Below are 23,088 nucleotides of genomic sequence, written 5' to 3' on the forward strand. Positions count from 1 at the left end.
TCGATGCGATGGCAAAACGGCAACCATCACGGGTGATGAATCTCCCTCGGACGCGGTCCGCGCGTCGCGCGGGGGGTGGCCGGCACCAGCCGACGGGTGATCCACAGTGGGGAGGTGACGGCGTTGCCCATCACCACCGCGTGTGCCCCGGCGGCGAAGGCCCGGCCGATCTGCTCCGGGGTGCGGTACCGCCCCTCGGCGAGCACCGGCACCGGCAGCAGCGCGGCGAGTCGCGCCACGAGCCCCAGGTCAGGCCCGTCGGCGGACGGGCTGTTCGCGGTGTAGCCGGACAGCGTGGTGGCGACCGCGTCCGCGCCGGCCGCCACCGCGGCGACCCCCTCGGCCACGGTGGAAACGTCGGCCAGGACCAGCGCGTCGGTCCGCTCCCGCAGCGTACGTACGGTGTCGGCGAACCCGCGCCCGTCCGGCCGTGGACGGTCGGTCGCGTCGACCGCGACGACGTGCGAGCCGGCCCGCGCCACCTCCAGCGCGTGCGCCGCGGTCGGCGTGATGAACACGTCCCCGGCGCCGTGCTTGTACAGCCCGATCACCGGCACGTCGACGGCGGCGCGTACCGCCCGGACGTCGTCCGGGCCGTTCACCCGGACCGCCACGGCGCCACCGCGCACGACCGCCGCCGCGACGTGGGCCTGGACGTACGGGTCGCGCATCGGGTCGTCCGGCTCGTCGGGCAGCGGCTGGCAGGACACCACGAGCCCGCCGGCCAGGTCGTCGAGGACGCTCACGGTCCGGTCCCTCCGTCGTCGGTCGTTCGGGTGGCGAGCCGGGCCGCACCGACCAGGACGGCGTCGGCGCCCAGCGCGGCCGGCAGCAGCGGCACGCCGGCCCAGCCCTCGGGCAGCTCCGCCCGGTAGGCGGCGGACGCGGCGGGCAGCAGGACCGCGGCGGCCCCGCCGGTGACCAGGACGGTCTCCGGGTCGAGCAGGGCGACCAGCCCGGCCAGGGCCGCGCCGAGGGCGGCGCCGGCCCGGTCGACGACCTGCCCGGCGATCCGGTCGCCGGCGTTCGCGCGTTCCGCCACGGTCCGGCCGGTGACCCGGGTTCCGGTCGCGGCGGCGTACGCGGCGGACAGCCCGGTGCCGGAGGCGATCGCCTCCAGGTGCCCGTACCTGCCGCAGCCGCACCGCAGCCGGTGCGCGCCGGGCGCGGGCAGGTGCCCGAGTTGGCCGGCCGCCCCGCGAGCGCCGGTCTCGACGCGGCCGTCGCGGACCATCGCCCCGCCCAGCCCGGTGCCGACGGCCACCAGCAGCACGTGCCGGCGGCCCCGCCCGGCACCGGCCCAGCTCTCGCCGAGCGCGGCTGCGCTGACGTCGTTGGTGACGCGCACCGGTCGGCCCAGGCGTGCGGCGAGGGCGTCGGCGACCGGAGTGCCGGCCCACCCGGGGAGGCTGTCGGTCGCGTACCGGATGATGCCGGTGGCCGGGTCGACGGTGCCGGCGGTGCCCACCCCCACCGGGCCGGTGCCGGCGGTGCCCACCCCCACCGGGCCGGCGCCGGCCGGGTCGAACAGGTCCGCGGCCAGGCCGGCGGCGGTGTCGAGCACCGCCTCGGGCCCGGCGCGGGCCGGGGTGGGGGCCTCCCGGCGGGCCCGCACCCGTCCGTCCGGGTCGACGAGCGCGGCGGCGGTCTTGGTGCCGCCGATGTCGACGCCGATCACCGGCGCGGTCACCCCTTCAGGCCGGTGTGCGCGAGGCCCTCGACGAACTGCTTCTGCGCGATGACGAACACCACCAGGACCGGCAGCGCGGTCATCGACGCCGCCGCGAGCTGGACGTCCCACATCGGGCCGCCGTACGCGTCGACGAACTGGGTGAGCGCCTGCGGCAGGGTGAACTTCTCCGGCGAGGAGAGGAACACGATCGGTTCCAGGTAGAGATTCCAACTGTGCAGGAAGGTGAAGATGGACACCGCGCCCAGCGCGGGCCGGGACAGCGGCAACGCGATCCGCCAGAACGTGGCGAAGCGGCCCAACCCGTCGACCCGCGCCGCCTCCTCCAGCTCGTCGGGGAGGCTGATGAAGAACTGCCGCATGATGAACGTCGCCAGCACGCTCGGCGCGCCGAAGATCGGCACCAGGATCAGCGGCCAGTGGGTGTCGATCAGCCCGGCCTTGAAGAACATCTGGAACAGCGGCACGATCGTCACCTCGCTGGGGATGAGCAGGCCCGCGAGCACGACCAGGAACAGCAGGTTCTGGCCCCGGAACCGGATCCGCGCGAAGGCGTACCCGGCGAGCGCCGCCACGGCGAGCGTGCCGACGGTGACCAGCAGCGCGATGTAGAGGCTGTTCAGATACTGCTGCCCGAACGGCTGCAACTCGAACACCCGCCGGTAGGCGTCGAGCCTCGGGTCGGTCGGCAGCAGCTTCGGCGGGAAGGCGAAGATGTCCGCCACCGGCGTCAGTGACGAGGTGACCATCCACCAGGTGGGGAAGACGAACGGGACGGCCAGGATCAGCAGCGCCCCGTAGAGCACCAGCTTGGCCCGGCGGGACAGCTCACGATTCATGGAAGACCCACCTCTTGCGCATCTGCCACTGCAGCACGGTGAGCGCGAGCACGATGACGAACAGCAGGATCGACAGCGTCGCGCCGTAGCCGAAGTGATGGAACTGGAAGGCCTGCTGGTAGAGGTAGTAGACGAGCACCGTGGTCGAGGTGCCGGGCCCGCCCTGGGTCAGCACCGCGATCTGCGCGAAGACCTGGAGCGATCCGACCACCGTGATGATCGACGTCAGCAGGATCGTCGGGCTGATCAGGGGCACGGTGATCCGCCAGAACTGGCGCATCCGGCCGGCGCCGTCCACCTCCGCGGCCTCGTACAGGTCCGCCGGCACGCCCTGGAGGGCGGCCAGGAACAGGACCATGTTCAGGCCGACGTTCTTGAACACCTGCACGACGACGACCGACAGCATCGCGGTGCCCTCGCCGCGCAGCCAGTTCGGCCCGGTGACGCCGACGGTGTCGAGCAGACCGTTGATCCCGCCGTTCTTCTGCAGCAGGAACCCCCAGACGATGGTCCAGGCCACCAGGGAGACGACCACGGGGGAGAAGAACAGGGTGCGGAACAGGACGGTGCCCCGCAGCTTCTGGTTGAGCAGCACGGCCAGCAGCAGCGCCAGGCCGAGGTTGAACACCACCAGGCCGACGGAGAACAGCCCGGTGGCCCGCAGGACCGCGCCGAGGTTGGGGTCGTCGGCGAGCGCGGTGTAGTTGTCGGCGCCGACGAACTCGAAGCTGCCGGCGAGCACGTTCCACTCGTGCAGGCTGTACCAGACCACGAGGACCAGCGGCACGATCACGAAGAGCACGCTGCCGAGCAGTTGCGGGGCGATGAACAGGTAACCGGTGAGCTGGTCCCGGCGACGGCTGGTCCAGAACGGCCGGGCCCGGCCCGGGGTGGGCCCGGCAGCGGCCGGGCCCACCCTGGTGTCCGTCTGGGTCATGATTCTCGGCCCTACTTCGCCAACAGCGGCTGGATCTTGGCGCAGAGGCCGTCGAGCACGGCCTTGACGTCGGCGTCCGGCTGCCACAGCGGGTCCAGACCGGCCCGGACCTGCTGGCTCAGCTCGGCCTGCCCGGCGTGGCTGGGCTTGACCACGCCGCTGGTGATGCCGTCGACGACAACCTTCTGGAGCTGCTCCGGCTTGAGCTTCGGGTTCGTCTTGCCGAGCGTCTCGGCGGTCAGCTGCGACGTGCGGGGCGGCGGGAAGAACTGGGCGAGCTTCGCCGAGTTGGTGGGGTTGGTGAAGAACGCCAGGAAGTCGGCCGCCTGCTCGGCGTGCGGGCTCTTCTTCATCACCCCGAGGCCGGCCTGGCCGACCACCGCGTACGGGCCCTTCGGGCCGGCCGGCAGCGGGACCAGGTCCCAGCCGAAACCGTCGTCCTTCAGCAGCGAGGCGCGCGAGATCTGGGTGACGGTCATGGCCGCGTCACCGGCGAAGAAGTCGGCGGTGGTGCCCGGCCCGGGCAGCGCCTTGCCGGTGAAGATGGCCTTGTGCAGGGTGGTCATCGCGTCGACCATCTCCGGGCTGGCGAAGCCGCAGCTCCGGCCGTCCTCGCTCCACGCCTGGGCGCCCCAGCCGGTCCAGAAGGTGGACAGGTTGTCCCAGCCCTTGTAGTCGAAGTCGCGGATCACCAGGCCGGCCTTGCCCGACTTCGCCGCGGTCGCGCCGGCGGTGGCCAGCGCGTTGTCCCAGGTCCACTGCCCGGCCGCGATCAGCTCGGCAGGCGTCTTCTGCCCGGCCTTCCGCACCATGTCGGTGTTGACGAACACCCCGAACGGCGAGGTGGAGAAGGGGTACGCGTACAGCTTGCCGTCCTCCTGCCAGAGCTTGAGCGTGGCGGCGGAGAGATCGTCGTACTGGTAGCCGTCGGCCTTCTTGAGCGTGTCGTCGAGCGGGCGCAGCGCGCCGGAGGCGACGAAGTCCGGGGCCGAGTTCTCGAAGATCCACGCCAGGTCGGGCGCGTTGCCGCCGGCGATCTGCGTGGTCAGGGTGGTGGTGTAGTTGTCGAACGGCAGCGGGTCGAACGTGATCTCCGTGACGTCCGGGTGGCTCTTGCGGTACTCGTCGGCGATCTCGTTGAACAGCTTCAGGTGCGCCTCGTTGGCCGACCAGACGGTCATCCGCAGGCTGGCCGGGCCGTCGTCCTTCGCCTCGCCGCCACCGCCGCAGGCGGACAGCACGAGGACACCTGACAACGCCGCGGCGACGGCGGCCAGACCCTTTCGTGTTTTCACTATCTTCTCCTCACCGGGGGTTTCAGTAGCCCGCGATCTGCGGCCAGTGGCGCTGGACGCCGGCGGCCGAGACGCGATCAGTGAATTCGGCCAGCAGGCGGGGGGTGCCGCGGACCGCACGCGGGGACTCGCCCCGCGTCAGGCAGAAGTCGGCAAGCAGGCCGGCGACCTCGCCGACGTTCCACTCGACCGGGTGCAGCCGGTAGCTGCCGTTGGTGACGTGCGTGGTGCCGATGTTCTTGCCGGCCGGCAGCAGGTTCTCCATCCGCTGCGGGATCAGCGCCCCGAGCGGGATCTCGAACGGGCAGGAGCCGACGTCGATGTAGTTGTCGCCGCCGGTCGACGGGTGCAGGTCGATGCGGTACATCCCCACGCCGATCGAGTCGGGGTAGCTCACCGCGCCGTGCTCACCCCGCACCGCGAGGGAGAGGTCCTGCTCCACCACCGTGTACTCGGCGCGGATCCGGCGGGACTCCCGGATGTAGGGCGCCTGCGCCAGGCCGTCGCCGCTGCCGGTCACGTCGCCGCGCAGCCGCAGCCCGGGGAAGCCGGTGCCGCCGTCGGGACGGGGGGCCTCCGTCTGCAACCAGTACAGGACGGAGTACGACAGCTCGCGCGCCTGGGCCAGGTGCCAGGTCGCGTTCGGCACGTCGATGACCGGGCTCTCGAAATAGTCGATCATCGGCCAGTTGACCAGGGTGATGTCGCTGCCGTACGCCCCGTCGACGAAGTTGCGCCGCGCGGCGATGCGCCGGAACGTCCACAGGTTGCCGTCACCGGGATTGAGCCGCTGGTCGGCGTGGACGCTCAGCGGATCGTCGTCGGGGTTCGGGGTGAAACTGCGCTCGACGATCTCCAGCGTCCGGGGGTGCGGCGACCGCCAGGACAACATCCGGTCGCCCCAGAAGTCGGGCTTGTAGTCGCGCCAGAAGTCGTAGGAGGCGGGCCGGTCGATGGTGTGATCGCCGTCGACGTGGTCCAGGGCGAAGCAGACGGACACCGCCTGCATGTTCATCGGCTGCGCCTGCGCCGGGGCGCTCGGTTCGCCGGTCTCCGCCTGCGACTCGAACCCGGTGACGTACTCGGTGCCGGTCAGCGGCAGCAGCTCGCCGGTCTCGGTGGCGTCCAGCACGTACGGCGCCACCACCTCGATCCGGTCGTCGCGGTCCCGGTGCGCGAGGGTGACCCCGGTGACCCGGTCCCCGTCGGTCTCGGCGGCCACCGGCCGGTACGGCTGCAACACCGTCAGCCGCCCGGATCCCCGGTGCGGCGCGAGCATCTGCTCCAGGACCGCGACGGCCACCCGGGGCTCGTGGCAGAGCCGGCTCACCCAGCCGGCGCCCGGGTTGAGGTCGGTCCAGGCCCGGGACCGTTCGGTGAGCGGGTAGTGGCGGCGGTAGTAGTCCCGGATGCCGTCCCGCAGCTCCCGGTAGCTGGCGGTGGCGCCGAACTGCTCGATCCAGGAGTGCTCGTCGGGCGGGACGGCCTGGCTGGTGAGCTGCCCGCCGAGCCAGTCGAACTCCTCGGTCAGGACGACCGACCGGCCGGCCCGCGCCGCGGCGAGCGCCGCGGCGACGCCGCCCAGTCCGCCGCCGACGACGAGGACGTCCGCACGCATCTTTGCCATTGCTTCCTTCCAGTTGCCCGGTCGACCGCTCGGTGCGGTCGACCGCTCAGTGCCGTCCGACAGCTCAGTGCCGGCCGACCGCCGGTTCGGGTGCGCCGAGGGTGTCGCCCTCGACGAGTTCGCAGGGGAGCAGGCGCTGCTGCGGCCCGGCCGCGCTGCCGTCGATGACGCCGGTGAGCACCTCGACGGCCTGCCGGCCCATCTCCTCGCGCGGGATGTGGAAGCCGGTGAACGCGATGTCGGTGGGCACCGGGGACGTCGGGTCGCCGAGTGTCACGATCGACAGGTCGCCGGGCACGGCCAGCCCGCGCCGGCGGGCGGCCGACTCCAGCGCGACGGCCGTGGCGAAGTCCTCCACGAAGGCGACCGTGCTGCCGTCGGCCCGCAGCTCGTCGACGGCGGCGTCGGCCTCGCCGGCCGCCGCGACGACCTGCCGGGCGTGCTCCGCGCCGGTCGCCGCGGCGTCGAAGCCGCGCCGCCGGTCCTGCGAGGACTCGGCGGTCATGCCCATGCCCACGTACGTCAGGCGCCGGTGACCGTCGCGCAACGCCCGCTCGACGAGGCGGGCCACCGCCGTGGCGTAGTCGGCGCCGACGTAGGGCACCGGACCGCTGGCGTCGTCGCGGCGTCCGACGGCGACGTAGGGGAACCCGTCGCGGTTGAGCCGGTCCAGCTCCGCGCCGTCGATCTCGCGGCCGAGCAGGAGGCAGCCGTCGGCGAGCCGGAGCCGGTTGTCCTGGTGGAAGATGCGTCGCCGGCCGTCCACCACCGGCGCGCTGGTGAACAGCAGCAGGTCGCAGCCGACCCGTTCGGCGTACTCCTCGATGCCGAGCAGGAACGGGTGGAAGAAGTCCCGGCTGCCGCTGGGGAAGGCGGGCTCGTAGGTGAACACGCCGATGATCCGGTTGAACCGCGAGGCGAGGCGGCGGGCGGCCGGGTCGGCGGCGTAGCCGGTCTCGGCGATGACCCGCAGCACCCGGTCCCGGGTCTCCGGGGCGATGCGCACGTCGGCGTCGGTCCGGTTGTTCAGCACCAGCGACACGGTCGCCTGGCTGACACCTGCCATCCGCGCGATGTCACGCTGGGTCACGCGCTTGGGGGGAGCGGTCACGTCGGTCCTTCCGGGGCGGCTAATGCGTATTAGCGCTCGGCGTTGGGATGGAGCGTGACCGCTGACCCGGAGCGCTGTCAAGGGGTAGATGAAGATTTCCGGCGAGTGAACTCCCTGAAGTAATGCGCATTAGCGGCTCGTCGGGGTGGCCCTCTTGACAGTGGCGGCGGTCGGCGCGCAACATTTGAGAAACATAGATGCTAATACGTATTAGCACCCCGGCGGCGCTTCGGCCCCGACGGTCGATGACGCCTGTACCTCTACCGAGAGTTACCCCTGTCCCTCGGTGCCACCCGACAGCACAGGAAGAAGACGCATGCCCAGACCATCCGTACCGTCACCCCGACGCGCCGTCGCCACCGCCGGCGTCGCCCTGCTCGCGGTCACCGCGGCCGGCGCCGTGCCGGCCGCCGCCGATCCCGGACTCGGCTTCCCGGCGTTCACCTACGCGGGCACCGCCTTCGACAAGGACGACCTCGCCTACAACCCGACGGGCGAGTTCATCTTCCCCAGCGTCATCCGCGCGGCCGACTACTTCCCGAACCCGCTCGGCGCCTACTACCTCTACTACGCGCCGCACGAGCGCCCCGGCGGCATCGCGCTCGCGTACGCCGACTCGATCGACGGGCCGTGGACCGAGTACGACGCGAACCCGCTCGTCGCCAACACCTGGCTGCCGCACTACAGCACGGTCAGCCACGTCTCCTCCCCGCACGCCGTGTGGATCGAGGGCGAGCGCAAGCTGTTCCTCTACTACCACGGCGAGAACTCGATCACCCGGTACGCGACCTCCGACGACGGCATCCACTTCAGCTACGGCGGCACCGCCGTCAGCCGGGACGCGAGCACCGGCGGCGAGACCTCGTACGCCCGGGTGTTCGAACAGTCCGTGGCCCGGCTCGGCACGCGGTACCTGATGGTCTTCATGGACAACCCCACCGGCGGCGCGCCCGGCCCCACCGGGCCGGTGTCCCGCCGGATCCGCTGGGCCGTCTCGAACGACGCGCGGACCTGGACCATCCAGCCCGACCCGATCGTCACCCCGCAGGGCGACGAGGGGCCGAACGCCTCGGGGCCGTTCTTCCTCCGCTGGAACGACCGCAACCTGGTGATCTACCACGCGGCCGACGGCAACATGCACGCGGTCGACGTGGGCGCGAACTTCGACCAGGAGGTCCACCTCGGCGTCGTGCACGACTCGATGGCCGCCGCGCCCGACCTCGGCCGGTCGGCCGCTCCCACGTTCTACTTCGACGGCCGTACCGCGCACATGTACTACGAGGCCGGCGGCCGGCTCACCGCGACGATCGGGCACGCCACCGCCACCCTTGCCGCACCCCTGCCGGTACGGCCGCTGGACTGCGTGGTGGACCGGCCGGTGCTGTGGCCGCCGAACCACAAGCTCGTCGACGTTACCGTCCGCGTGGACCTGCGCGACGGGGTGCTCGGCCCGCACGCGTTCACCCTCACCGGCGTGACCGGCGGGGACGCCACCGATGTCAGCGGCTTCACCACCGGCACCGCCGACACGCGGGGCAAGCTGCGGGCGGAACGCGCCGGCAACGGCGGCGACCGGGTGTACCGCCTGACCTACGCCGGTCACGACGAGATCGGCCGGCCGGCGGGCTGCACCGTCACCGTCACCGTCCCGCACGACCGGCGCGGCGGCTGACGGGTGCTCCGGCGCGGCTCTCGGCCGCGCGCTGCGGGGCGGTGCGGTGCACTGCCCCGCAGTCGTCCCCGTCCCGCCGCCGACCTCAGAGATCCGTCAGAGGGTGATGACGACCTTCGCCCGGGCGTGCTCACCCTCCAGGTATCGGATGGCTTCGGGCACCTCGTCCAGGGGATAGGCGCGGTCGATGACCGGGGTGAGGTGCCCGGCCTCGGCGTGGGCGCGCAGCGTGTCGAGGTGGTCCCGGCCGGGCGTGGTGGACAGGACGACGACGCGCTGCCGGACCAGCGGCGCGAGCAGCCGCCCACGGGCCATCAACCAGACCGGCCCGACGAGGCTGCCACCCCGGTAGACGCCGCCGCCGGAGAGCACGAGCGTTCCGGTCGGGGTGGACGCCCGCCGCAGCGCGGTGAGCGAGCGGTTGCCCACCAGGTCGAACACGACGTCGTGGCGGCCGGCGGCCCGGGTGAAGTCGTCGCGGGTGTAGTCGACGACGTGGTCGGCGCCGAGTGAACGGACCAGGTCGACGTTGCGGGTGCTGCACACGCCGGTCACGGTCGCGCCGAGCGCCTTGGCCAGTTGGACCGCGAGGGTGCCGACGCCGCCGGAGGCGCCGTTGACGAGGACGCGGTGGCCGGGCTCGACCCGCCCGGCGTCGCGCAGCCCGACGAGCGCGGTGACGCCGGCCAGCGGCAGGGCCGCCGCCTGCTGCGGCGTCAGGTTCGCCGGCCGCGGCGCGACCAGGGCTTCGGGTACGCACACGTACTCGGCGAACGCGCCGTTGGCGTCGCCGAGGTCGGCGAAGACGGCGTCGCCCGGCCGGATGCCCTGCACGTCGGCGCCGACGTCCTCGACCCGGCCGGCGACGTCCCGGCCGCGGATGCGCGCCCGCGGCCGGACCCGCCCCAGCGCCAACCGCGCCATCCGCGGGTCGCCCCGCATGGCGTGCCAGTCGTACGCGTTGAGCGAGGCGGCCTCGACCCGGATGAGCACCTCGTCGGGGTTGGGTCTCGGCGTGGGGACGTCCGCGAGCGTCAGCGTCTCCGGCGGGCCGTATCGGTCCTGCACGATCGCCTTCATGGTTCCTCCCAGGTGTACGGCGTACGCCTATCATGGGTGTACGCCGTACACCTGTCAAGGGAGTTAGGGTGCAAACACTGACCCCGGAAGACGAGGACGACATGGTCGAGCAGGCCGAGGCGCTCCGCCGCACGCCCCTGAGCAGGGAGCGCGTCCTGTGTACCGCCGTCGCGCTCGCCGACGCGGGCGGGATCGAATCCCTCAGCATGCGCAACCTCGCGCAGCACCTGGGCGTCGTGCCGATGGCGCTCTACAAGCACGTGGCGAACAAGGACGAACTGCTCGACGGCATGATCGACGCGGTGGTCGGCGAGATCGACCCGCCGGAGCCCGACGCCGACTGGAAGCAGACGGTCCGCGGACGCATCCTCTCGGCGCGGCAGATGCTGCTCCGCCACCCCTGGGCGGCGCTCGCGATCGAGTCGCGGAACACGCCGACGCCCGGTGTCCTCGGCTATCTCGACTCGATGGTCGGCGCGTTCCGGGCCGGTGGGTTCTCCACCGACCTGGCCCACCACGTGATGCACGCGATGGGCAGCCGGATCCTCGGCTTCAGCCAGGAGTTGTTCGACGCCACCCGCCGCGCCGGCCGCTCCGGCCCGGCCGAACCCGACCCGGCGGCCGGCTTCCCGCCGGAGGCCGCCGCCCGGTTCCCGCACCTCGCCGAAATCGCCGGCGCGGCGTCCCACGACGACGCGTCGGTGGTCGGGCCGGGCTGCGACGACCAGTTCGAGTTCGAATTCGCGCTGGACCTGCTGCTGGACGGCGTCGACCGGCTGCACCGCCAGGGCTGGAGGTCCGCGCCCTGACGGCGGGCGCCCGCTGAACCGGGCGGACGGCCGGAGGCGATTTCGCATTCCCGGCTCGTGTCCGAGACCCTCCTGCCTAGGCTGAAGGGCAGGTCAGAGGCGCGGGGGCGGCGGATGTGGGGTGTCGGGGAGCACCGTCGGTGCCACGTCCCTCGCCCTGACGCGTGGGACGTGCGGGCCCCGCGCCGGACCGGGCGGCGGTCCCGGGCCGCGCCCGCCTCGCTCCCGACGCCGCACCCGAGATCGGCGCTGACGCTCGCCCTGCTGTTCAGCACGGCGCTGCTGGTCTGCCTCTATCTGGCCGGGGACGGCGTCGTCAAGGTGCCCCGGTGGGCGCCCCACCAGGTGTGGCCGGCCCTCACCGACGGGGTGCGGGGAGTGTTGGCGGGCGCCCGCATCATGTTCTTCGCCGCCGGCCCGCTGCGGTGGCGGCAACTGGGCCTGCTCGGCCTCGGCCTGCTCACCTACGTGGCGTGGCGGTCCTGGCGGCAGGCGAGCTTCGCCGACCGTCCCGGGCCGATCGACATCCGGAAGTTCGAGAACGGGACCGAGGAGAAGGAGGGGTGCGCCACCTACCTGCGCAGCCGGTTCTGCCGGCAGTTGGCGGACACCGACATCTACCCGCCGTACGCCGGCCCCTCCGACCCGGCGCCGCAGGGCTTCATGGACGCGCTGTCCAAGCAGGGCGACACCTCGTCCCCGATGCAGGTCATCACGCGCGTGGTGGCGGCCCTGTGGCCACGGAACGGATACTTCGTCACCGCGACGCTGCAGAAGCGGACGCAGGAGCCGCAGTACGGGCTGTCGGTCACGGTCACGTCGCTGCTGGGCCGCGCCCAGAGCACGACGACGACCATGTGGGGGCGGAGCTGGGAGGACGCCACCTGCCGAGCGGCCTACTGGACCATGGCCAAGATCCTGCCGGCCACCCGGCTGGCGAAGAACCCGCCGTGGCGCAAGTGGTACGGCCGTGACATGCCCGCCGAGCTGTTCGAGTGCTACAACGAGGCGAAGAAGCGCCACGACGACCAGAAGCTCGACGACGCGCTCTGGTGGTACCGGGAGGCACTGCGCCTGGACCCGTTCAACATCAACATCAGGATGATGGTGGCGAGCGTGCAGGAGGACCTCGGGCTCTTCCTCGACGCCCTGCACACCTACGAGGCGGCTCTCGCCGTGGTCGAGTTGGAAGGTCGCTACACGGGTGCGCTCTGGAGCCGGAGGCGTTACCGCCTCGTGCGTCCCTGGCGGTTCACCTGGTCCACCCTGCGCCTGCTCCGTCGCCACCCGGAGTGGATCCGACTGCGCTACCAGTACGCCCGCGCGCTCGGCTACACCGAGCGGTTGGTGGGGGAGTGGTTCGCCGACGAACCGTCCGACGACCGGCGGACCGAGCGGCACCGGGTGCACGACCAGGTCCGGCAGCGGCTCTGCGCCGCCCTCGCCGACCGCTACTGGCCAGCCGTGGCGAACCGCACCACCCTCGCCACCGAGGAACAGGCGAAGGACCACGTGCGCGTCCTGCTCACCAAGGAGTCCTCCGCCCGTACCCTGTTGGCGCTCGCGGCCTGGCAGGAGTTCCACCGCCTGCACGACGACGCCGCCCTGGCCCGGCTCGTGCCGGCCGTGGACCGCGAGATCGGCCGCCGGCTGCTGCGCGCGATGCGCGACCTCTGGGCGCCGCTGCGCCTGATGAGCGCGTTGAACGACGACCGGCGTGGCGCCGCGGGAACCGCCATGTCGGGCGAGCGCCCCGGTGCTGACGCCCCGCTGGAGCGCGTCGAGTTCGACGTGCGGGACGCGGAATGCCTACCGACCTGGTGGCACCGCCACCACCGGGTGAAGGCGCGACAGGCCCTAGTGATCGGGTGGCCGGCCGATCCCCGGGCGCTGGAGCAGCGCATCTGGTGGGTGCAGCGCCGATGGAACTGGTTCGGGCCGATGAACCACCTCGACTACTACACGGCGGCGTGCGTGGCGGCCTTCGCCCTGGCCGGGTATCCCCGCAAGCTGCCCGACCGGGACCCGGACGAACGGAGGTGCGGGCTGCCCCGGGCCAACCCGAGGGGCGAGGTGGAACTCCTGACCCACCTGGCCGTCGACAACCTGCGCGCCGCGCTGCAGAGCACGGAGAGCGGGCGCGCCGGCCGTGTCGTCACCCAGTCCGACACCCGGTACGGCACTGCGTCCCGGCTGCGGACCTGGATCCTCAGCAGCGACTCGGACCTGGCCTGGCTGCGCCACCACGCGGTGTTCCGCTTCTTCGAGCAGGACATCTACCAGTCCCTGCAACCGGTGTCGCTGCGTCCCATGGACGTCACGAAGGTGCGGGTCGCCTCGTACGTCAAGCAGTTGTTGTGCGAGGGCGCCCGCCTGCTGGAACGGGAGTGGCACAAGCGGCGGTTGCAGCCCGGCCAGCGGCCATCCTTCCTGCACGACGTCCTCCGGTGGGTGCGGCTGGACCGACAGACCTGGCAGGTCGTCGAGCGGATCGGTCGCGACCACGGGCTGCACTGGGAAGATCGGGCCAAGTTCGGTCGGCTCGTCACCGAAGCGGTCCGGCTCGTGCGCACCGCCGAACTCCACTTCCCGCCGGCGGTGCCGCGCTACGACGACCTCGACCTGCCACAGGTCAGCAGGATCGACGACGACGAACCGTACCTGGCAAACATGGTCGAGGACCGGGTGCATTCCTCGGTGTCGAGGGTCAACGCGTGCCTCGACCAGCTGGGCCACGCGATGGCGGGCGCCTTCGAAGGGGAAGCGGACGACGAGGACCGCGTGCTGCGGGTGCTGGACGTGGCGGACCACGACCTCGCCACGGCGTACGCCGAGTTCTGCATGCGCCACGCGCGGCGGTGGCAGTGGGTCATCGAGGTCCTCGACGACGCGGACCTGGACGTCGAGACCGTCGTCCCGGACGAGGAGCAGATCGAGCCGTGAGCCCGGTCGGGCCGGTGGATATCCTGAGGCGTTCCCATTCCGGGGATCCGCCGATCGGGGACGGAGAGCAGATGACCTACCCACCGCCGCGCTACCGCGGATCCACCGGCGAGACCAGCGCCACCTACCGCCCGGCCGACACCGCGCCCGAGCTGCGCCACGCCAGCGGCGGCGGGGCGCACTACCTGGCCACCGGCGCCAGCACGAACGGCCAGTTCGGGCTCTACCGGTTGGACATGGGCGCGACGCCGAGCGGCCCGGCCCCGCACTTCCACCGCAGCATCTCGGAGTCGTTCTTCGTGCTCAGCGGCACGATCCGCATCTACGACGGGCGGAGCTGGATCGACTGCGGCCCGGGTGACTTCGTCCACGTGCCCGAGGGCGGGGTCCACGGGTTCCGCAACGAGTCCGGTGAGCCCGCGTCGATGCTGTTGCACTTCGCGCCGGGCGCACCCCGGGAGGGCTACTTCGAGGGGATACACCGGGTGGCGGAGATGAGCGAGGAGGAGCGGACCGAGTTCTTCCTGACGCACGACACCTACTGGGTGTGACGACGGCGTGCTTTCAGCAAGCTCCCAGGTTTTCCCGGATTGACATCAAAGGGGTCGTCGGGGATATTTTGGCGGCGCATCGGGGCCGGGGGGCGAGTGGCCGGAGCCTGCCGACGTGGCTGTCCGAGATGCGCGAAAGCGTCGGTGCGCCCTGCTCACCAGGGTGCGGACAGGGTCTGGAGAAATGATCAATCGCGCCGTCGAATTCGCCAAGCACAATTCGCCGAACTCGCTGCGCGTCGCGGCCCGGCGAGCGCAGATGGAAGCGCGCAACGCGCGAATGCGGCTGACCGTTCCGGTGGTCGCCCGGAGCGAATTCGACAACATCTTCCACTGCACCGTCCGCAAGACCGGCAGTCAGTGGATCAAGGCGTTGTTCAGCGACCCGGCCGTCTACCGCCGCTGCGGGCTGCTGCCCTACGACCCCCGCTTCTATCCCGGCGGAGCGACCGCGCCGGTCCCGGCCGGGCGCACCGGCCTGGCGATCTTCCTCTCCCACAAACGCTTCGAGGCCGTCCCGAAGGCGGGCACGTACCGCGCGTTCTTCGTGATCCGCGACCCCCGCGACGTGGTGGTGTCGAGTTACTTCTCGCTGCGGAACTCGCACGCCCCGATGGGCGACATCCCGCAGGCACGCGAGGCGTTGCAGGAGCTGCCGAAGAAGGACGGGATGCTCTACGTCATCGACCGGCTCCGCGACAAGAAGCAGTTCGGGCAGATGCGGTCGTGGGCGCAGGCCCGGCCCGCCGAGACGTTCCGGCTGTTCCGCTACGAGGACCTGACCGGCGAGCGGCAGGCCGACGAGGTGGACCGGTTGCTGCGCCACTGCGGCATCACGCTGCCCCCGGCCGAGCTGGAGACGCTCCTCGCCCGCTACAGCTTCACGAAGATGAAGAAGGACAAGGAGACGCCGGGCCGCATCTCGCACTACCGCAAGGGCGCGGCCGGCGACTGGCGCAACCACTTCGACGACGAGATCTACGCGGCGTACACGGCGGCGGCGGGCGACCTCGCCGAGGTGCTGGGTTACCCCTCCCGCGACGATTCGGCCGGCGATATCGGCCGGTGAGCGGACCGCCACGGGTTCCACATGAGTACGGAGAGACCTCTGACGTTCCACCGCGACGGCCGGTCCGGTTCGGCGGTTTCTGGGCGCTTGGTGGCGGCGCGGTCGTCATCGCGGTGGCGCTGCTCGTCCTCCGCCCGGTCGTGGACCAGCGGGATTGCCCCAACTACGGGGGAAGCGGGAACGCGAGCGCCTTCGGCGACGACCGCCTGGACGGCCTCTTCCTGTTGCTGCTCCTCGGCTGGTTGGTGGCGGTGCTTGTGGAGCAGGCGCTGCCGGTGGCGTGGCGGGACCGGCGGCCGGCGGAGGTCGCGCTGCGGGCGGTGGCCGCCGTGCTGCTGGCGTCGACCGGTTCCTGCTGTCTCGCGCTCGGTCTGCTCACGGTCTGTCACTGACGCGGATCGGGTCAGGGCAGCGGCACGACGTACGAGTCGACGCGGGCGATGAGCCCGTCGCGGAACGTGAACAGGTCGTTGAAGGCGAACCGGAACGGGCCGTGCGCCACGCTTGTCCCTCGGCCCTCGCCGGTGACCACGACCACCGGGCCGTCCTCGATCACCCGCTCCACGTCGAGCTGCGGGCTGCCGGTGAACGCCGGATTCTCGATCTCGCCGTCGAACTCGGTGCGCCCCCGGATGGTGCGGTGGCCGTGGATCACCCATTCGACGTCGTCGGTGAGGGTGGCCAGGATGCGCGGGTGGTCGCTGGTCCGGAAGCCGGCGAAGTATTCGTCAACGAGGTCACGCTGAGTGGTCATGGGGATCTCCGTTCTCGGACAGGTGGGCGGCGAGGGCGTCGAGGATCGCGGCGAGCCCGTCGACCGCCCGGGTGCTGCGGAGCTCCGGCGGGAGCCGTCGCTGGTGGACGGTGAGGTCCGTACCGTCGTCGGCGGGTCGGAGCGTCACGGTGGTGCGTAGGCCGGTGACCGGTTCGTCGAACACGAGTTCGCGGGGCGGGTCGAGGCGTACGTAGACGAACCGCAGCCGGCGGGTCGCGCCGTCCGGCGCCCGGGTGTCGAGCGCGAACTCACCGCCGGGTCGGGCGTCGACGGTCACCGACCCGGCGGGCACCCGGGCGTGCGAGCCACCCCAGAACGCCGCGATGCTCGCCGGCGTGGTGAAGGCGGCCCAGACCCGGTCCGGTGCGGCGGACAGGTGGCGCCGGGCGATCAGCTCGTCGCCGTGCAGCTCGGCTCGGGCGGTCACCGGGTGCCCTCCTCGGCGGCGAGGTGGCGGTCGAGCGCGTCGAGCCGGTCGTGCCAGGCCCGGCGTTGCTCGTCGATCCACGTGCCGAGCAGCGCGAGCTGGTCGGCACGGAGCCGGCAGGGGCGCCGGGTGCCCTCGCGCCGCTGCTCGACCAGCCCACAGCGGCGCAGCACCCCCACGTGGTGGGAGATCGCCTGTGGGGTCAGGTCGAACGGCGCGGCCAGCTCGCCCACCGTGGCGTCGCCGCGGGCGAGGCGGGTCACCAGGGCGCGGCGGACCGGGTCGCCGAGGGCGGCGAACGCGAGATCGAGATCGGACACGCCGCCATGTTAGAACAAACATGCATTTGTGCAAAGCTGTGTTTTCATATCCATGGTGTTTCGGTCTGGCCGGCAGCGGGCAGGTGCCCGGGCAGGGGCCATCGGACGGAGGTTGACGTGAACGGACCTGATCGACGTCACCGGCGGCTGCTGGGCCTGCCGCTGCTCGCCACCGCGCTGCTGGCCGGCGCGTGCACCGCCGGCGGGGGTGACCAGGGACAGGGGGCCAGCACGGCCCCGGCGTCGGTGCCGACGCCCGACGCCACGCCGTCGGCATCACCCACGACCGGCGGGACCGATACGGCCGTGACGATCCCGAAGTCCGCCTTCGTCGACCTGCCGCCCGAGCTGCGCAAGAGCACCCCACGGTCGATGCAGGTCGCCGACGCCCTGCCGAAGCTGTGCGCCGAGGAGTTCGCCACCGGCGGCCGGTCGACCGCTGCCGCCGCCATGATGAGCACCTACAAGACACCCGAGGACCCGCCGGAGAACGTCCCCTTCGGCACGCTCAACCAGACCGTGTTCGCCTTCGCGGGCACCGACGCCGCGGACTACCTGCGCCGGGTCCGCGAGGCGGTGGAATCCTGCCGGTCCTTCCCGGACGCCGGCAACACCGTCACCGTCCGGTCGCGGCCACTCGCCGACACCGGCGACGAGGGTCTGCTCGTGACGTTGACCCGGCCCGCGACCAACATCGACGGCAGCCCACGTGAGGGCACCGCGACCAGCCAGATCGCGGTGGTGCGGGTGGCGGACGGCGTGACGGTGGTGCACGACCAGGGCTGGGAGGCGAGCAGCAACAACCCTGACTTCGCCGACGACTTCGCCGACGCCGCGGTCCGCGGCCTCAAGTCCTGGCAGACATAGGGGCCGTGCCGCCCGTCAGGAAACCGCCGCCCGCACCAGCTCCACGAGTTTCTTCTCCACCTCGGGGCTCCACCTCAGCAACGCGTACGACGCCGGCCACATGTCGCCGTCGTCGAGGTTCGCCGATTCCTGGAAGCCCACCGTCGAGTAGCGGTAGTTGAACTTCCCCGAGTCCTGGAAGAAGACCACGATCTTGCCGGCCGCGTTCGCGTACGCGGGCATGCCGTACCAGGTCTTCGGCGACAGCTCGGGCGCGGTGGCGGTGATCGTCACGTGCACGCGCTCGGCCAGTTCCCGGTCGGCCGGCGCCATCTGCGCGATCCGGTCCAGCAGGGTCTGCAACTCGTCGGCCTTCTTCGCGCCCTTCTTCCCCTCGGCGCGAAGCTCGGCGGCGCGCTCCTTCATGGCGGCGCGCTCCTCGGCGCTGAATCCGTCGGACATCTCGGTTCCCCCTCGTCGTCGGCCGGCGTGGTGCCGCCCGCTCAGGAGGAACGCTATGACCTGCGACGGTACGCCCGCTTCTCGATTCCTGATCACCTCAGGTGCAAGGCGGGGCCCCCGCTTAACGCCTCCGGTATAGAAGGGGCCCCTTCTCACAACCCGGGGCGCGCGGAGGGACAGCCGGGAGCGGCACGGGCGGCCTACGATCCGGTGATGAGTGGAGTGTCGGCCGTCCTCACCGAGGCGGAGACGTTGCTGTCGGTGCTCGACGCCCCGGGCGAGGCGCACGCGCTGTGGCGCGCCGCGGTCGAGCGGTCGCGCACGCTTGTCACGGCGGTGGTCGAGGAGCGAGGGCTCGCCGGTCCGGCCGCCTTCACCTGGCCCGACGGCCGCACCCCGACGGTCCGGGCCATGCTCCCGGACATGATCGAGGAGTACGCGCGCCACACCGGGCACGCCGACCTCCTCCGCGAGGCGGTCGACGGGCGAGTGGGCGAGGGCGCGCCGCCGGACTTCACGATCTGAGCCGGTAACCCGCTCCCGGGCCGATGAGTTTGGCATGCTGCGGCGGTCTACCCGTCGACATCACCCTGACGTGAAGGAGCACCGCACATGGCGAAGGTCATCTCCACGCTGTTCATCTCGGCCGACGGCGTCGCCGAGATCGACCCGGACTGGCACTTCCCCTACTTCGACGACAACATGGGCCGGGCCGTCACCGAGGACTACGAGACCGCAGACGTCCTGCTCATCGCCCGTCCCACCTACGACAGCTTCGCCGGCGCGTGGCCCGACCGGGAGGCCGCCGGTGGGGAGGACGCGCCGTTCGCCAAGCAGCTCGGCGACATGCGCAAGGTGGTCGTCTCGCGGCAGCCGCTGGAGTTCTCCTGGCGCAACTCCGAGCTGATCCAGGGCGAACTGGCGGAGGCGGTCGCCGCGCTCAAGGCCGACCCCGACGTCAAGGGCATCCTCATCCCCGGGTCCATCTCCGTGGTGCAGCAGTTGCTCGCCGCCGGGCTTGTCGACGAACTGCGGTTGCTGGTGCACCCGGTGGCGGCGCGCAAGGGGCGCAAGCTGTTCGACGAGGGCGACGCGCCGTACCACCTGCGGGTGGCCGCGACCGAGGCGTACCCGACCGGCGTGCTCCGGGTGATCTACACGCCGGCCGAGGCTCCCGGCCCGGTCGGCTACGACGAGGTCAAGGAGCAGGTGCCGGCGGGGAACTGACCGTCGGTCGCCGGTCCGTCCGGTCGAGCAGGGCGAGCAGCGCCCGCACCGCCGGGTTGGTGCTGTCGACCGGCCAGGCCAGGCCGACATCCACGGTGGGCGTCGGGGCGGTGAACCGGCGCAGCCGTACGCCGGGCAGCCGCAACGCCCGGGCCCGGCCGGCCGGCACGGCCGCGACCACGTCGCCGCGCGCCACCGCGCGCAGCAACTGCTCGTCGTCCGGCTCGTGCCGGACCAGCCGGAAGCCGCCACCCGGCCACACCTGGGCGATCGTCCGGTCGAACATGCCCGGCCCGTTCTCCCGTGGCCACATCACCGCCGGCAGGTCGACCACCTCGGCCCGGGTGATCCGGCGGCGGCCGGCGGCGAGCGGATGGCCGGCCGGCAGCGCCAGCAGCAGTTCCTCGGTGTCGACCGTGCGGCAGGCCAACGCCCGCTCGTGCACCGGCGGTCGGACGAACGCCGCGTCCAGCCGGCCGGCGAGCAGGCCGGCCACGTTCGGGGCCGTCCAGGCCGTCTCGGAGACCAGCTCGACGCCCGGGTGGGCGGCCCGGAACCGGTCGATCAGCGCGTCGACCCGGCCGCCGCGCGCCGATCGGGTGTACGCCAGCCGCAACCGGCCGCCCCGACCGCGTGCCAGGTCGAGGATGCGGGCGGTGGTGGCGTCCACGTCGGCGATCAGCCGCGCCGCCTCGCCGGCAACCCGCGCGCCGACCTCGGTCAACGTGCAGCCCCGGCTGGTGCGGTGCACCAGCGGCGCGCCGAGCTGGCGTTCCAACGCCCGGATCTGCTGGCTGAGCGCGGGCTGGGCGATGCGCAGCCGGGCCGCGGCGCGGGTGAAGTGCAGCTCCTCGGCGAGCACCACGAAGGAGCGCAGCCGGCGCAGGTCCGACCAGGCACCCGTGGCGTCGACCATGCCACCATCATAAGCGCCGCTTATCGCCGCCGGTCCGATCCGTCTTGGACGGCAGCGCCGCCGGCACCCACCATCGGAAGAACACCGAGGGTACGAGCGAGGGAGCGGACGATGGCGGCAGCGGACGTGGTGGTGGTCGGCGGGGGAGTGATCGGGCTGACGGCGGCGGTCACCCTCCAGCGGCGTGGCGCGCGGGTCACCGTGCTGACCGCCGACGACCCGGCGGAGATCGTGTCCACGGTGGCCGCCGCGGTGTGGTATCCGAGCCACACCGAGGAGGACCCTCGGGTGCTGCGCTGGGCCCGGGACACGCACGCGGAACTGCGCCGCCAGGCGGCAGACGGCGTGCCGGGGGTGGTGGACCGGCCCACCCGGATGTGGCTGCGCCGCCCGTACACCGGGCCGCCGTGGTGGGCCGACGCCTGCGGCGACCTGGTGGCGGAGCCGGCCGACGCGCCCCACACGGCGCTGCTGCGGTTCACCGCTCCGACGGTGGAGATGACCCGCTACCTGACCTGGCTGCACCGGCAGGTCGAGGCCGCCGGCGGCCGGATCGTCCGCCGCGCCCTGGGCACGCTCGCCGAGGCGTACGAGGTCGCGCCGACCGTCGTCAACGCGACCGGCCTGGCCGCCGGCCGACTCGCCGCCGACCCGGCCGTCCACCCGGCGCGCGGGCACATCGTGCTGGTGGCGAATCCCGGCCTGACCGTCTCGGTACGCGACGAGGACCACCCGGCCGGCGTCACGTACGTGCACCCGCGCCGGCACGACGTGGTCCTCGGCGGCACCTACCAGCCCGGCGTCGGCCACACCCGACCCGACCCGGAGACGGCGGCGGCGATCCACCGGCGGTGCGTCGCCCTGGTGCCGCGGTTGGCGGGCGCGCCGGTGCTGGGGGAGCGGATCGGGTTGCGGCCGGTCCGGCACGGCGGCCCCCGGGTCGAGGCGGATCCCGCGGGCGGGCGCCTGGTGCACGCCTACGGGCACGGTGGGGCGGGGGTGACGCTGTCCTGGGGCTGCGCCGCCGAGGTGGCGGACCTGGCCCTGGCTGTCTAGCGTCCTCGCCGTCAGTTCAGTTGCTCGGCCAGGGCGAGGATGATGCCGCTCGGGCCGCGGAGATAGCAGAGCAGGAAGCTGTCCTCGAAGCGCATCACCTCGCCCACGAGTTCGGCGCCGTGCGGGCGGAGGCGGGCGAGCGTGGCCTCGATGTCGTCGACGGCGAACATGACGCGGTGCAGGCCCACCGTGTTCGACGGGGTGACGGCCGGCTCGGGGACGATCGCCTTCGGGGAGTGGTACGTCGCCAGTTCGAGCCGGCCCGGCGCGTCCGGGATCCGCATCATCGCGATCTCGCTCCGCATGTCGTCGAGCCCGACGACCTTGCCGGCCCACGGTTCGTCGATCGACATCCGGCCTTCCAGCTCCATGCCGAGCGCGGTGAAGAAGGCGACCGCGGCGTCCAGATCGTCGACCACGATGCCGACGTTGTCCATGCGTTGAATCGTCACGACCGCGAGGGTAGTGCGGCGGACCGACAGCCGGCGTTGTGTTCCGCCACCAGGGCGGGGAGTTCGTCGAGCGACCCGATCCGGAACAGGCACCGCTGCGCCACGTCCGGCAGGTCGAGGATGTGCCCCCACGGACCGCGTCGGATCAGGCAGGCCCGCATACCCGCCGCCATGGCGGCGTGCGCGTCGTTGTCCGGCCGGTCACCGACGTACAGGATGGACGACGGGTCACCGCCGGCCGCGTGGACGACCCGCGCGAAAAACGCCGGTGCCGGCTTCGCCACGCCCCAGCCGTGCGACGTGCCGATCACGTCCACCGGCAGGTCGAGGGCGCGCAGGCTCGCCTCGGCGTGCGCCGGCTGGTTGCCGGCCAGGCCCACGAGCAGGCCCTGCTCCCGGAGGGCGGCAAGGCACGGTCGCGCGTCGGGGTAGAGGTCGTCCGCGCCGAACGACTCCGGCCGACCGGCCGCGACACGGCGTGCCACCTCGGTGGCGAGGTCGAAGTCGGGCCGGAAGGTGCGGAACGCCTCCTGCCAGTCCTGCCCCCGGGCGATCACCGCGCCGAACACGGCGGAGAACGTGTGCCGGGGCACGCCGAGCCAGTCCGCCCAGTCCGCGAACTCCCGCGTCTCGTCGAGGACCGTCCCCCCGACGTCGAAGAAGACCGCCTCGATCATCTGGTCACCCCCGTCAAACCGACCTGTGGCACCGCCCCGCCCCCGGCGGTCCGGGGGCGGGGCGGCTCGTCACCTCATGCGCCGGCGGCGCGCTCGCGGTCGGCCTCGGCGTCGGCGGCACCCACCGGGGTGCCGTCGCTGTCCCGGGTGGCTCCGGACAGGTCCACGTCGGCGCCGGCCCGCGCGGCGTCGGCCGCCGCGTCGTCCGCACCGACGACCTCACCACCGCCGGTCTCGCTGTCGTCATCGCCCAGTTGCCCAGCGGCGGCCAGCCCGATCGGTGCGTACCTGGGGTCGGTCATCTCGT

General features: G+C 72.4%; 26 protein-coding genes. 10 read left to right on the forward strand and 16 right to left on the reverse strand.

All coding sequences use genetic code 11. The features are described 5' to 3' along the window. Positions 1-26 precede the first annotated feature (26 nt). The 7 genes from O7613_RS04625 to O7613_RS04655 all read right to left on the reverse strand — a co-directional run bounded on the left by O7613_RS04625 (position 27) and on the right by O7613_RS04655 (position 7,499). Entirely contained in the window at positions 27-746 is a 720-nt protein-coding gene (locus O7613_RS04625) for a putative N-acetylmannosamine-6-phosphate 2-epimerase (RefSeq protein ID WP_282292313.1), read from the reverse strand. Next, positions 743-1,690, reverse strand: coding sequence for an ROK family protein (locus tag O7613_RS04630; protein ID WP_282292315.1), 948 nt, complete (start codon positions 1,688-1,690; stop codon positions 743-745). Before O7613_RS04630 ends, O7613_RS04625 begins: the two co-directional genes overlap by 4 nt. Further along, complete coding sequence (locus O7613_RS04635) at positions 1,687-2,529, reverse strand: carbohydrate ABC transporter permease (RefSeq protein WP_281584037.1); 843 nt, start codon at positions 2,527-2,529, stop codon at positions 1,687-1,689. Before O7613_RS04635 ends, O7613_RS04630 begins: the two co-directional genes overlap by 4 nt. Next, positions 2,519-3,466: a sugar ABC transporter permease gene (locus O7613_RS04640; RefSeq protein ID WP_282292317.1), complete on the reverse strand. Its 948-nt coding sequence runs from the start codon at positions 3,464-3,466 to the stop codon at positions 2,519-2,521. Before O7613_RS04640 ends, O7613_RS04635 begins: the two co-directional genes overlap by 11 nt. 11 nt (positions 3,467-3,477) lie before the next feature. Then, positions 3,478-4,761, reverse strand: a complete 1,284-nt coding sequence (locus tag O7613_RS04645; protein ID WP_282292319.1) for a sugar ABC transporter substrate-binding protein — start codon at positions 4,759-4,761, stop codon at positions 3,478-3,480. 22 nt (positions 4,762-4,783) lie between these two features. Beyond that, complete coding sequence (locus tag O7613_RS04650) at positions 4,784-6,388, reverse strand: FAD-dependent oxidoreductase (protein ID WP_281584034.1); 1,605 nt, start codon at positions 6,386-6,388, stop codon at positions 4,784-4,786. Between the two features lie 64 nt (positions 6,389-6,452). Beyond that, positions 6,453-7,499, reverse strand: a complete 1,047-nt coding sequence (locus tag O7613_RS04655; RefSeq protein ID WP_282292321.1) for a LacI family DNA-binding transcriptional regulator — start codon at positions 7,497-7,499, stop codon at positions 6,453-6,455. Positions 7,500-7,815: 316 nt separating this feature from the next. Between O7613_RS04655 and O7613_RS04660 the strand changes: the two genes are divergently transcribed. Continuing rightward, positions 7,816-9,171 carry a hypothetical protein gene (locus O7613_RS04660; RefSeq protein WP_282292323.1) on the forward strand — a complete coding sequence of 452 codons (1,356 nt, stop codon included), beginning with the start codon at positions 7,816-7,818 and terminating at the stop codon, positions 9,169-9,171. A 96-nt stretch (positions 9,172-9,267) separates the two neighbouring features. Here the strand turns inward: O7613_RS04660 and O7613_RS04665 are convergent, their stop codons facing one another. Then, positions 9,268-10,251 carry an NAD(P)-dependent alcohol dehydrogenase gene (locus tag O7613_RS04665; RefSeq protein WP_282292325.1) on the reverse strand — a complete coding sequence of 328 codons (984 nt, stop codon included), beginning with the start codon at positions 10,249-10,251 and terminating at the stop codon, positions 9,268-9,270. A gap of 101 nt (positions 10,252-10,352) precedes the next feature. Here O7613_RS04665 and O7613_RS04670 point away from each other — a divergent pair, with 101 nt between their 5' ends. From O7613_RS04670 to O7613_RS04690, 5 genes are all read left to right on the forward strand, one after another. Continuing rightward, the gene (locus O7613_RS04670) at positions 10,353-11,060 is read left to right on the forward strand and encodes a TetR/AcrR family transcriptional regulator C-terminal domain-containing protein (RefSeq protein WP_282294478.1); all 708 of its coding nucleotides are present in this window, start codon (positions 10,353-10,355) and stop codon (positions 11,058-11,060) included. A 171-nt stretch (positions 11,061-11,231) separates the two neighbouring features. Then, entirely contained in the window at positions 11,232-14,003 is a 2,772-nt protein-coding gene (locus O7613_RS04675) for a hypothetical protein (protein ID WP_282292327.1), read from the forward strand. Between the two features lie 71 nt (positions 14,004-14,074). Further along, positions 14,075-14,554 (forward strand): cupin domain-containing protein, encoded by a 480-nt coding sequence (locus O7613_RS04680; RefSeq protein ID WP_282292329.1) that lies wholly within the window; start codon positions 14,075-14,077, stop codon positions 14,552-14,554. A gap of 184 nt (positions 14,555-14,738) precedes the next feature. Next, complete coding sequence (locus O7613_RS04685) at positions 14,739-15,623, forward strand: sulfotransferase domain-containing protein (protein ID WP_282292330.1); 885 nt, start codon at positions 14,739-14,741, stop codon at positions 15,621-15,623. A 113-nt stretch (positions 15,624-15,736) separates the two neighbouring features. Next, on the forward strand, positions 15,737-16,015 hold the full coding sequence (locus O7613_RS04690) for a hypothetical protein (protein WP_282292332.1): 279 nt from the start codon (positions 15,737-15,739) through the stop codon (positions 16,013-16,015). Positions 16,016-16,026: 11 nt separating this feature from the next. Here the strand turns inward: O7613_RS04690 and O7613_RS04695 are convergent, their stop codons facing one another. From O7613_RS04695 to O7613_RS04705, 3 genes are read right to left on the reverse strand one after another with little or no spacing between them, the layout of a single operon-like run. Next, positions 16,027-16,377, reverse strand: a complete 351-nt coding sequence (locus O7613_RS04695) for a nuclear transport factor 2 family protein (protein WP_282292334.1) — start codon at positions 16,375-16,377, stop codon at positions 16,027-16,029. Next, a complete protein-coding gene (locus tag O7613_RS04700; RefSeq protein ID WP_282292336.1) occupies positions 16,361-16,825 on the reverse strand; it encodes an SRPBCC domain-containing protein in 465 nt (154 codons plus the stop codon). The genes O7613_RS04695 and O7613_RS04700 overlap by 17 nt, the downstream gene beginning before the upstream one ends. Further along, complete coding sequence (locus O7613_RS04705; RefSeq protein ID WP_281584023.1) at positions 16,822-17,145, reverse strand: metalloregulator ArsR/SmtB family transcription factor; 324 nt, start codon at positions 17,143-17,145, stop codon at positions 16,822-16,824. Before O7613_RS04705 ends, O7613_RS04700 begins: the two co-directional genes overlap by 4 nt. 117 nt (positions 17,146-17,262) lie before the next feature. Here O7613_RS04705 and O7613_RS04710 point away from each other — a divergent pair, with 117 nt between their 5' ends. Next, entirely contained in the window at positions 17,263-18,012 is a 750-nt protein-coding gene (locus O7613_RS04710; RefSeq protein WP_282292338.1) for a hypothetical protein, read from the forward strand. Positions 18,013-18,027: 15 nt separating this feature from the next. On the opposite strand, the gene O7613_RS04715 is transcribed toward O7613_RS04710, so the two are convergent. Then, positions 18,028-18,453 carry a hypothetical protein gene (locus tag O7613_RS04715; RefSeq protein ID WP_281584021.1) on the reverse strand — a complete coding sequence of 142 codons (426 nt, stop codon included), beginning with the start codon at positions 18,451-18,453 and terminating at the stop codon, positions 18,028-18,030. Positions 18,454-18,666: 213 nt separating this feature from the next. Between O7613_RS04715 and O7613_RS04720 the strand changes: the two genes are divergently transcribed. Continuing rightward, positions 18,667-18,978, forward strand: a complete 312-nt coding sequence (locus O7613_RS04720; RefSeq protein ID WP_282292340.1) for a DUF664 domain-containing protein — start codon at positions 18,667-18,669, stop codon at positions 18,976-18,978. 87 nt (positions 18,979-19,065) lie between these two features. Beyond that, entirely contained in the window at positions 19,066-19,680 is a 615-nt protein-coding gene (locus tag O7613_RS04725; protein WP_281584020.1) for a dihydrofolate reductase family protein, read from the forward strand. Here O7613_RS04725 and O7613_RS04730 read toward each other — a convergent pair. Beyond that, positions 19,652-20,596 carry a LysR substrate-binding domain-containing protein gene (locus tag O7613_RS04730; RefSeq protein ID WP_282292343.1) on the reverse strand — a complete coding sequence of 315 codons (945 nt, stop codon included), beginning with the start codon at positions 20,594-20,596 and terminating at the stop codon, positions 19,652-19,654. The genes O7613_RS04725 and O7613_RS04730 overlap by 29 nt on opposite strands. A 111-nt stretch (positions 20,597-20,707) precedes the next feature. On the opposite strand from O7613_RS04730, the gene O7613_RS04735 reads away from it, so the two are divergent. Then, positions 20,708-21,652, forward strand: a complete 945-nt coding sequence (locus O7613_RS04735; protein ID WP_282292345.1) for an FAD-dependent oxidoreductase — start codon at positions 20,708-20,710, stop codon at positions 21,650-21,652. Between the two features lie 11 nt (positions 21,653-21,663). On the opposite strand, the gene O7613_RS04740 is transcribed toward O7613_RS04735, so the two are convergent. The 3 genes from O7613_RS04740 to O7613_RS04750 all read right to left on the reverse strand — a co-directional run bounded on the left by O7613_RS04740 (position 21,664) and on the right by O7613_RS04750 (position 23,083). After that, a complete protein-coding gene (locus O7613_RS04740; protein ID WP_281584017.1) occupies positions 21,664-22,104 on the reverse strand; it encodes a VOC family protein in 441 nt (146 codons plus the stop codon). Continuing rightward, entirely contained in the window at positions 22,101-22,781 is a 681-nt protein-coding gene (locus O7613_RS04745) for an HAD family hydrolase (protein ID WP_282292347.1), read from the reverse strand. The genes O7613_RS04740 and O7613_RS04745 overlap by 4 nt, the downstream gene beginning before the upstream one ends. A 74-nt stretch (positions 22,782-22,855) precedes the next feature. After that, complete coding sequence (locus O7613_RS04750) at positions 22,856-23,083, reverse strand: hypothetical protein (protein ID WP_281584015.1); 228 nt, start codon at positions 23,081-23,083, stop codon at positions 22,856-22,858. Positions 23,084-23,088 lie beyond the last annotated feature (5 nt).

This window comes from Micromonospora sp. WMMD975 (assembly GCF_029581215.1).
Classification (GTDB): Bacteria; Actinomycetota; Actinomycetes; order Mycobacteriales; family Micromonosporaceae; genus Micromonospora.

Bases quoted from the DNA above. Each gene is read 5' to 3' on its own strand.
- O7613_RS04720 (WP_282292340.1), top strand. From the start codon at position 18,667: ATGAGTGGAGTGTCGGCCGTCCTCACCGAGGCGGAGACGTTGCTGTCG.
- O7613_RS04750 (WP_281584015.1), bottom strand. From the start codon at position 23,083: ATGACCGACCCCAGGTACGCACCGATCGGGCTGGCCGCCGCTGGGCAA.
- O7613_RS04660 (WP_282292323.1), top strand. From the start codon at position 7,816: ATGCCCAGACCATCCGTACCGTCACCCCGACGCGCCGTCGCCACCGCC.
- O7613_RS04640 (WP_282292317.1), bottom strand. From the start codon at position 3,466: ATGACCCAGACGGACACCAGGGTGGGCCCGGCCGCTGCCGGGCCCACC.
- O7613_RS04715 (WP_281584021.1), bottom strand. From the start codon at position 18,453: ATGTCCGACGGATTCAGCGCCGAGGAGCGCGCCGCCATGAAGGAGCGC.
- O7613_RS04745 (WP_282292347.1), bottom strand. From the start codon at position 22,781: ATGATCGAGGCGGTCTTCTTCGACGTCGGGGGGACGGTCCTCGACGAG.
- O7613_RS04685 (WP_282292330.1), top strand. From the start codon at position 14,739: ATGATCAATCGCGCCGTCGAATTCGCCAAGCACAATTCGCCGAACTCG.
- O7613_RS04670 (WP_282294478.1), top strand. From the start codon at position 10,353: ATGGTCGAGCAGGCCGAGGCGCTCCGCCGCACGCCCCTGAGCAGGGAG.
- O7613_RS04650 (WP_281584034.1), bottom strand. From the start codon at position 6,388: ATGGCAAAGATGCGTGCGGACGTCCTCGTCGTCGGCGGCGGACTGGGC.
- O7613_RS04730 (WP_282292343.1), bottom strand. From the start codon at position 20,596: ATGGTCGACGCCACGGGTGCCTGGTCGGACCTGCGCCGGCTGCGCTCC.
- O7613_RS04725 (WP_281584020.1), top strand. From the start codon at position 19,066: ATGGCGAAGGTCATCTCCACGCTGTTCATCTCGGCCGACGGCGTCGCC.
- O7613_RS04635 (WP_281584037.1), bottom strand. From the start codon at position 2,529: ATGAATCGTGAGCTGTCCCGCCGGGCCAAGCTGGTGCTCTACGGGGCG.
- O7613_RS04680 (WP_282292329.1), top strand. From the start codon at position 14,075: ATGACCTACCCACCGCCGCGCTACCGCGGATCCACCGGCGAGACCAGC.
- O7613_RS04665 (WP_282292325.1), bottom strand. From the start codon at position 10,251: ATGAAGGCGATCGTGCAGGACCGATACGGCCCGCCGGAGACGCTGACG.
- O7613_RS04695 (WP_282292334.1), bottom strand. From the start codon at position 16,377: ATGACCACTCAGCGTGACCTCGTTGACGAATACTTCGCCGGCTTCCGG.
- O7613_RS04735 (WP_282292345.1), top strand. From the start codon at position 20,708: ATGGCGGCAGCGGACGTGGTGGTGGTCGGCGGGGGAGTGATCGGGCTG.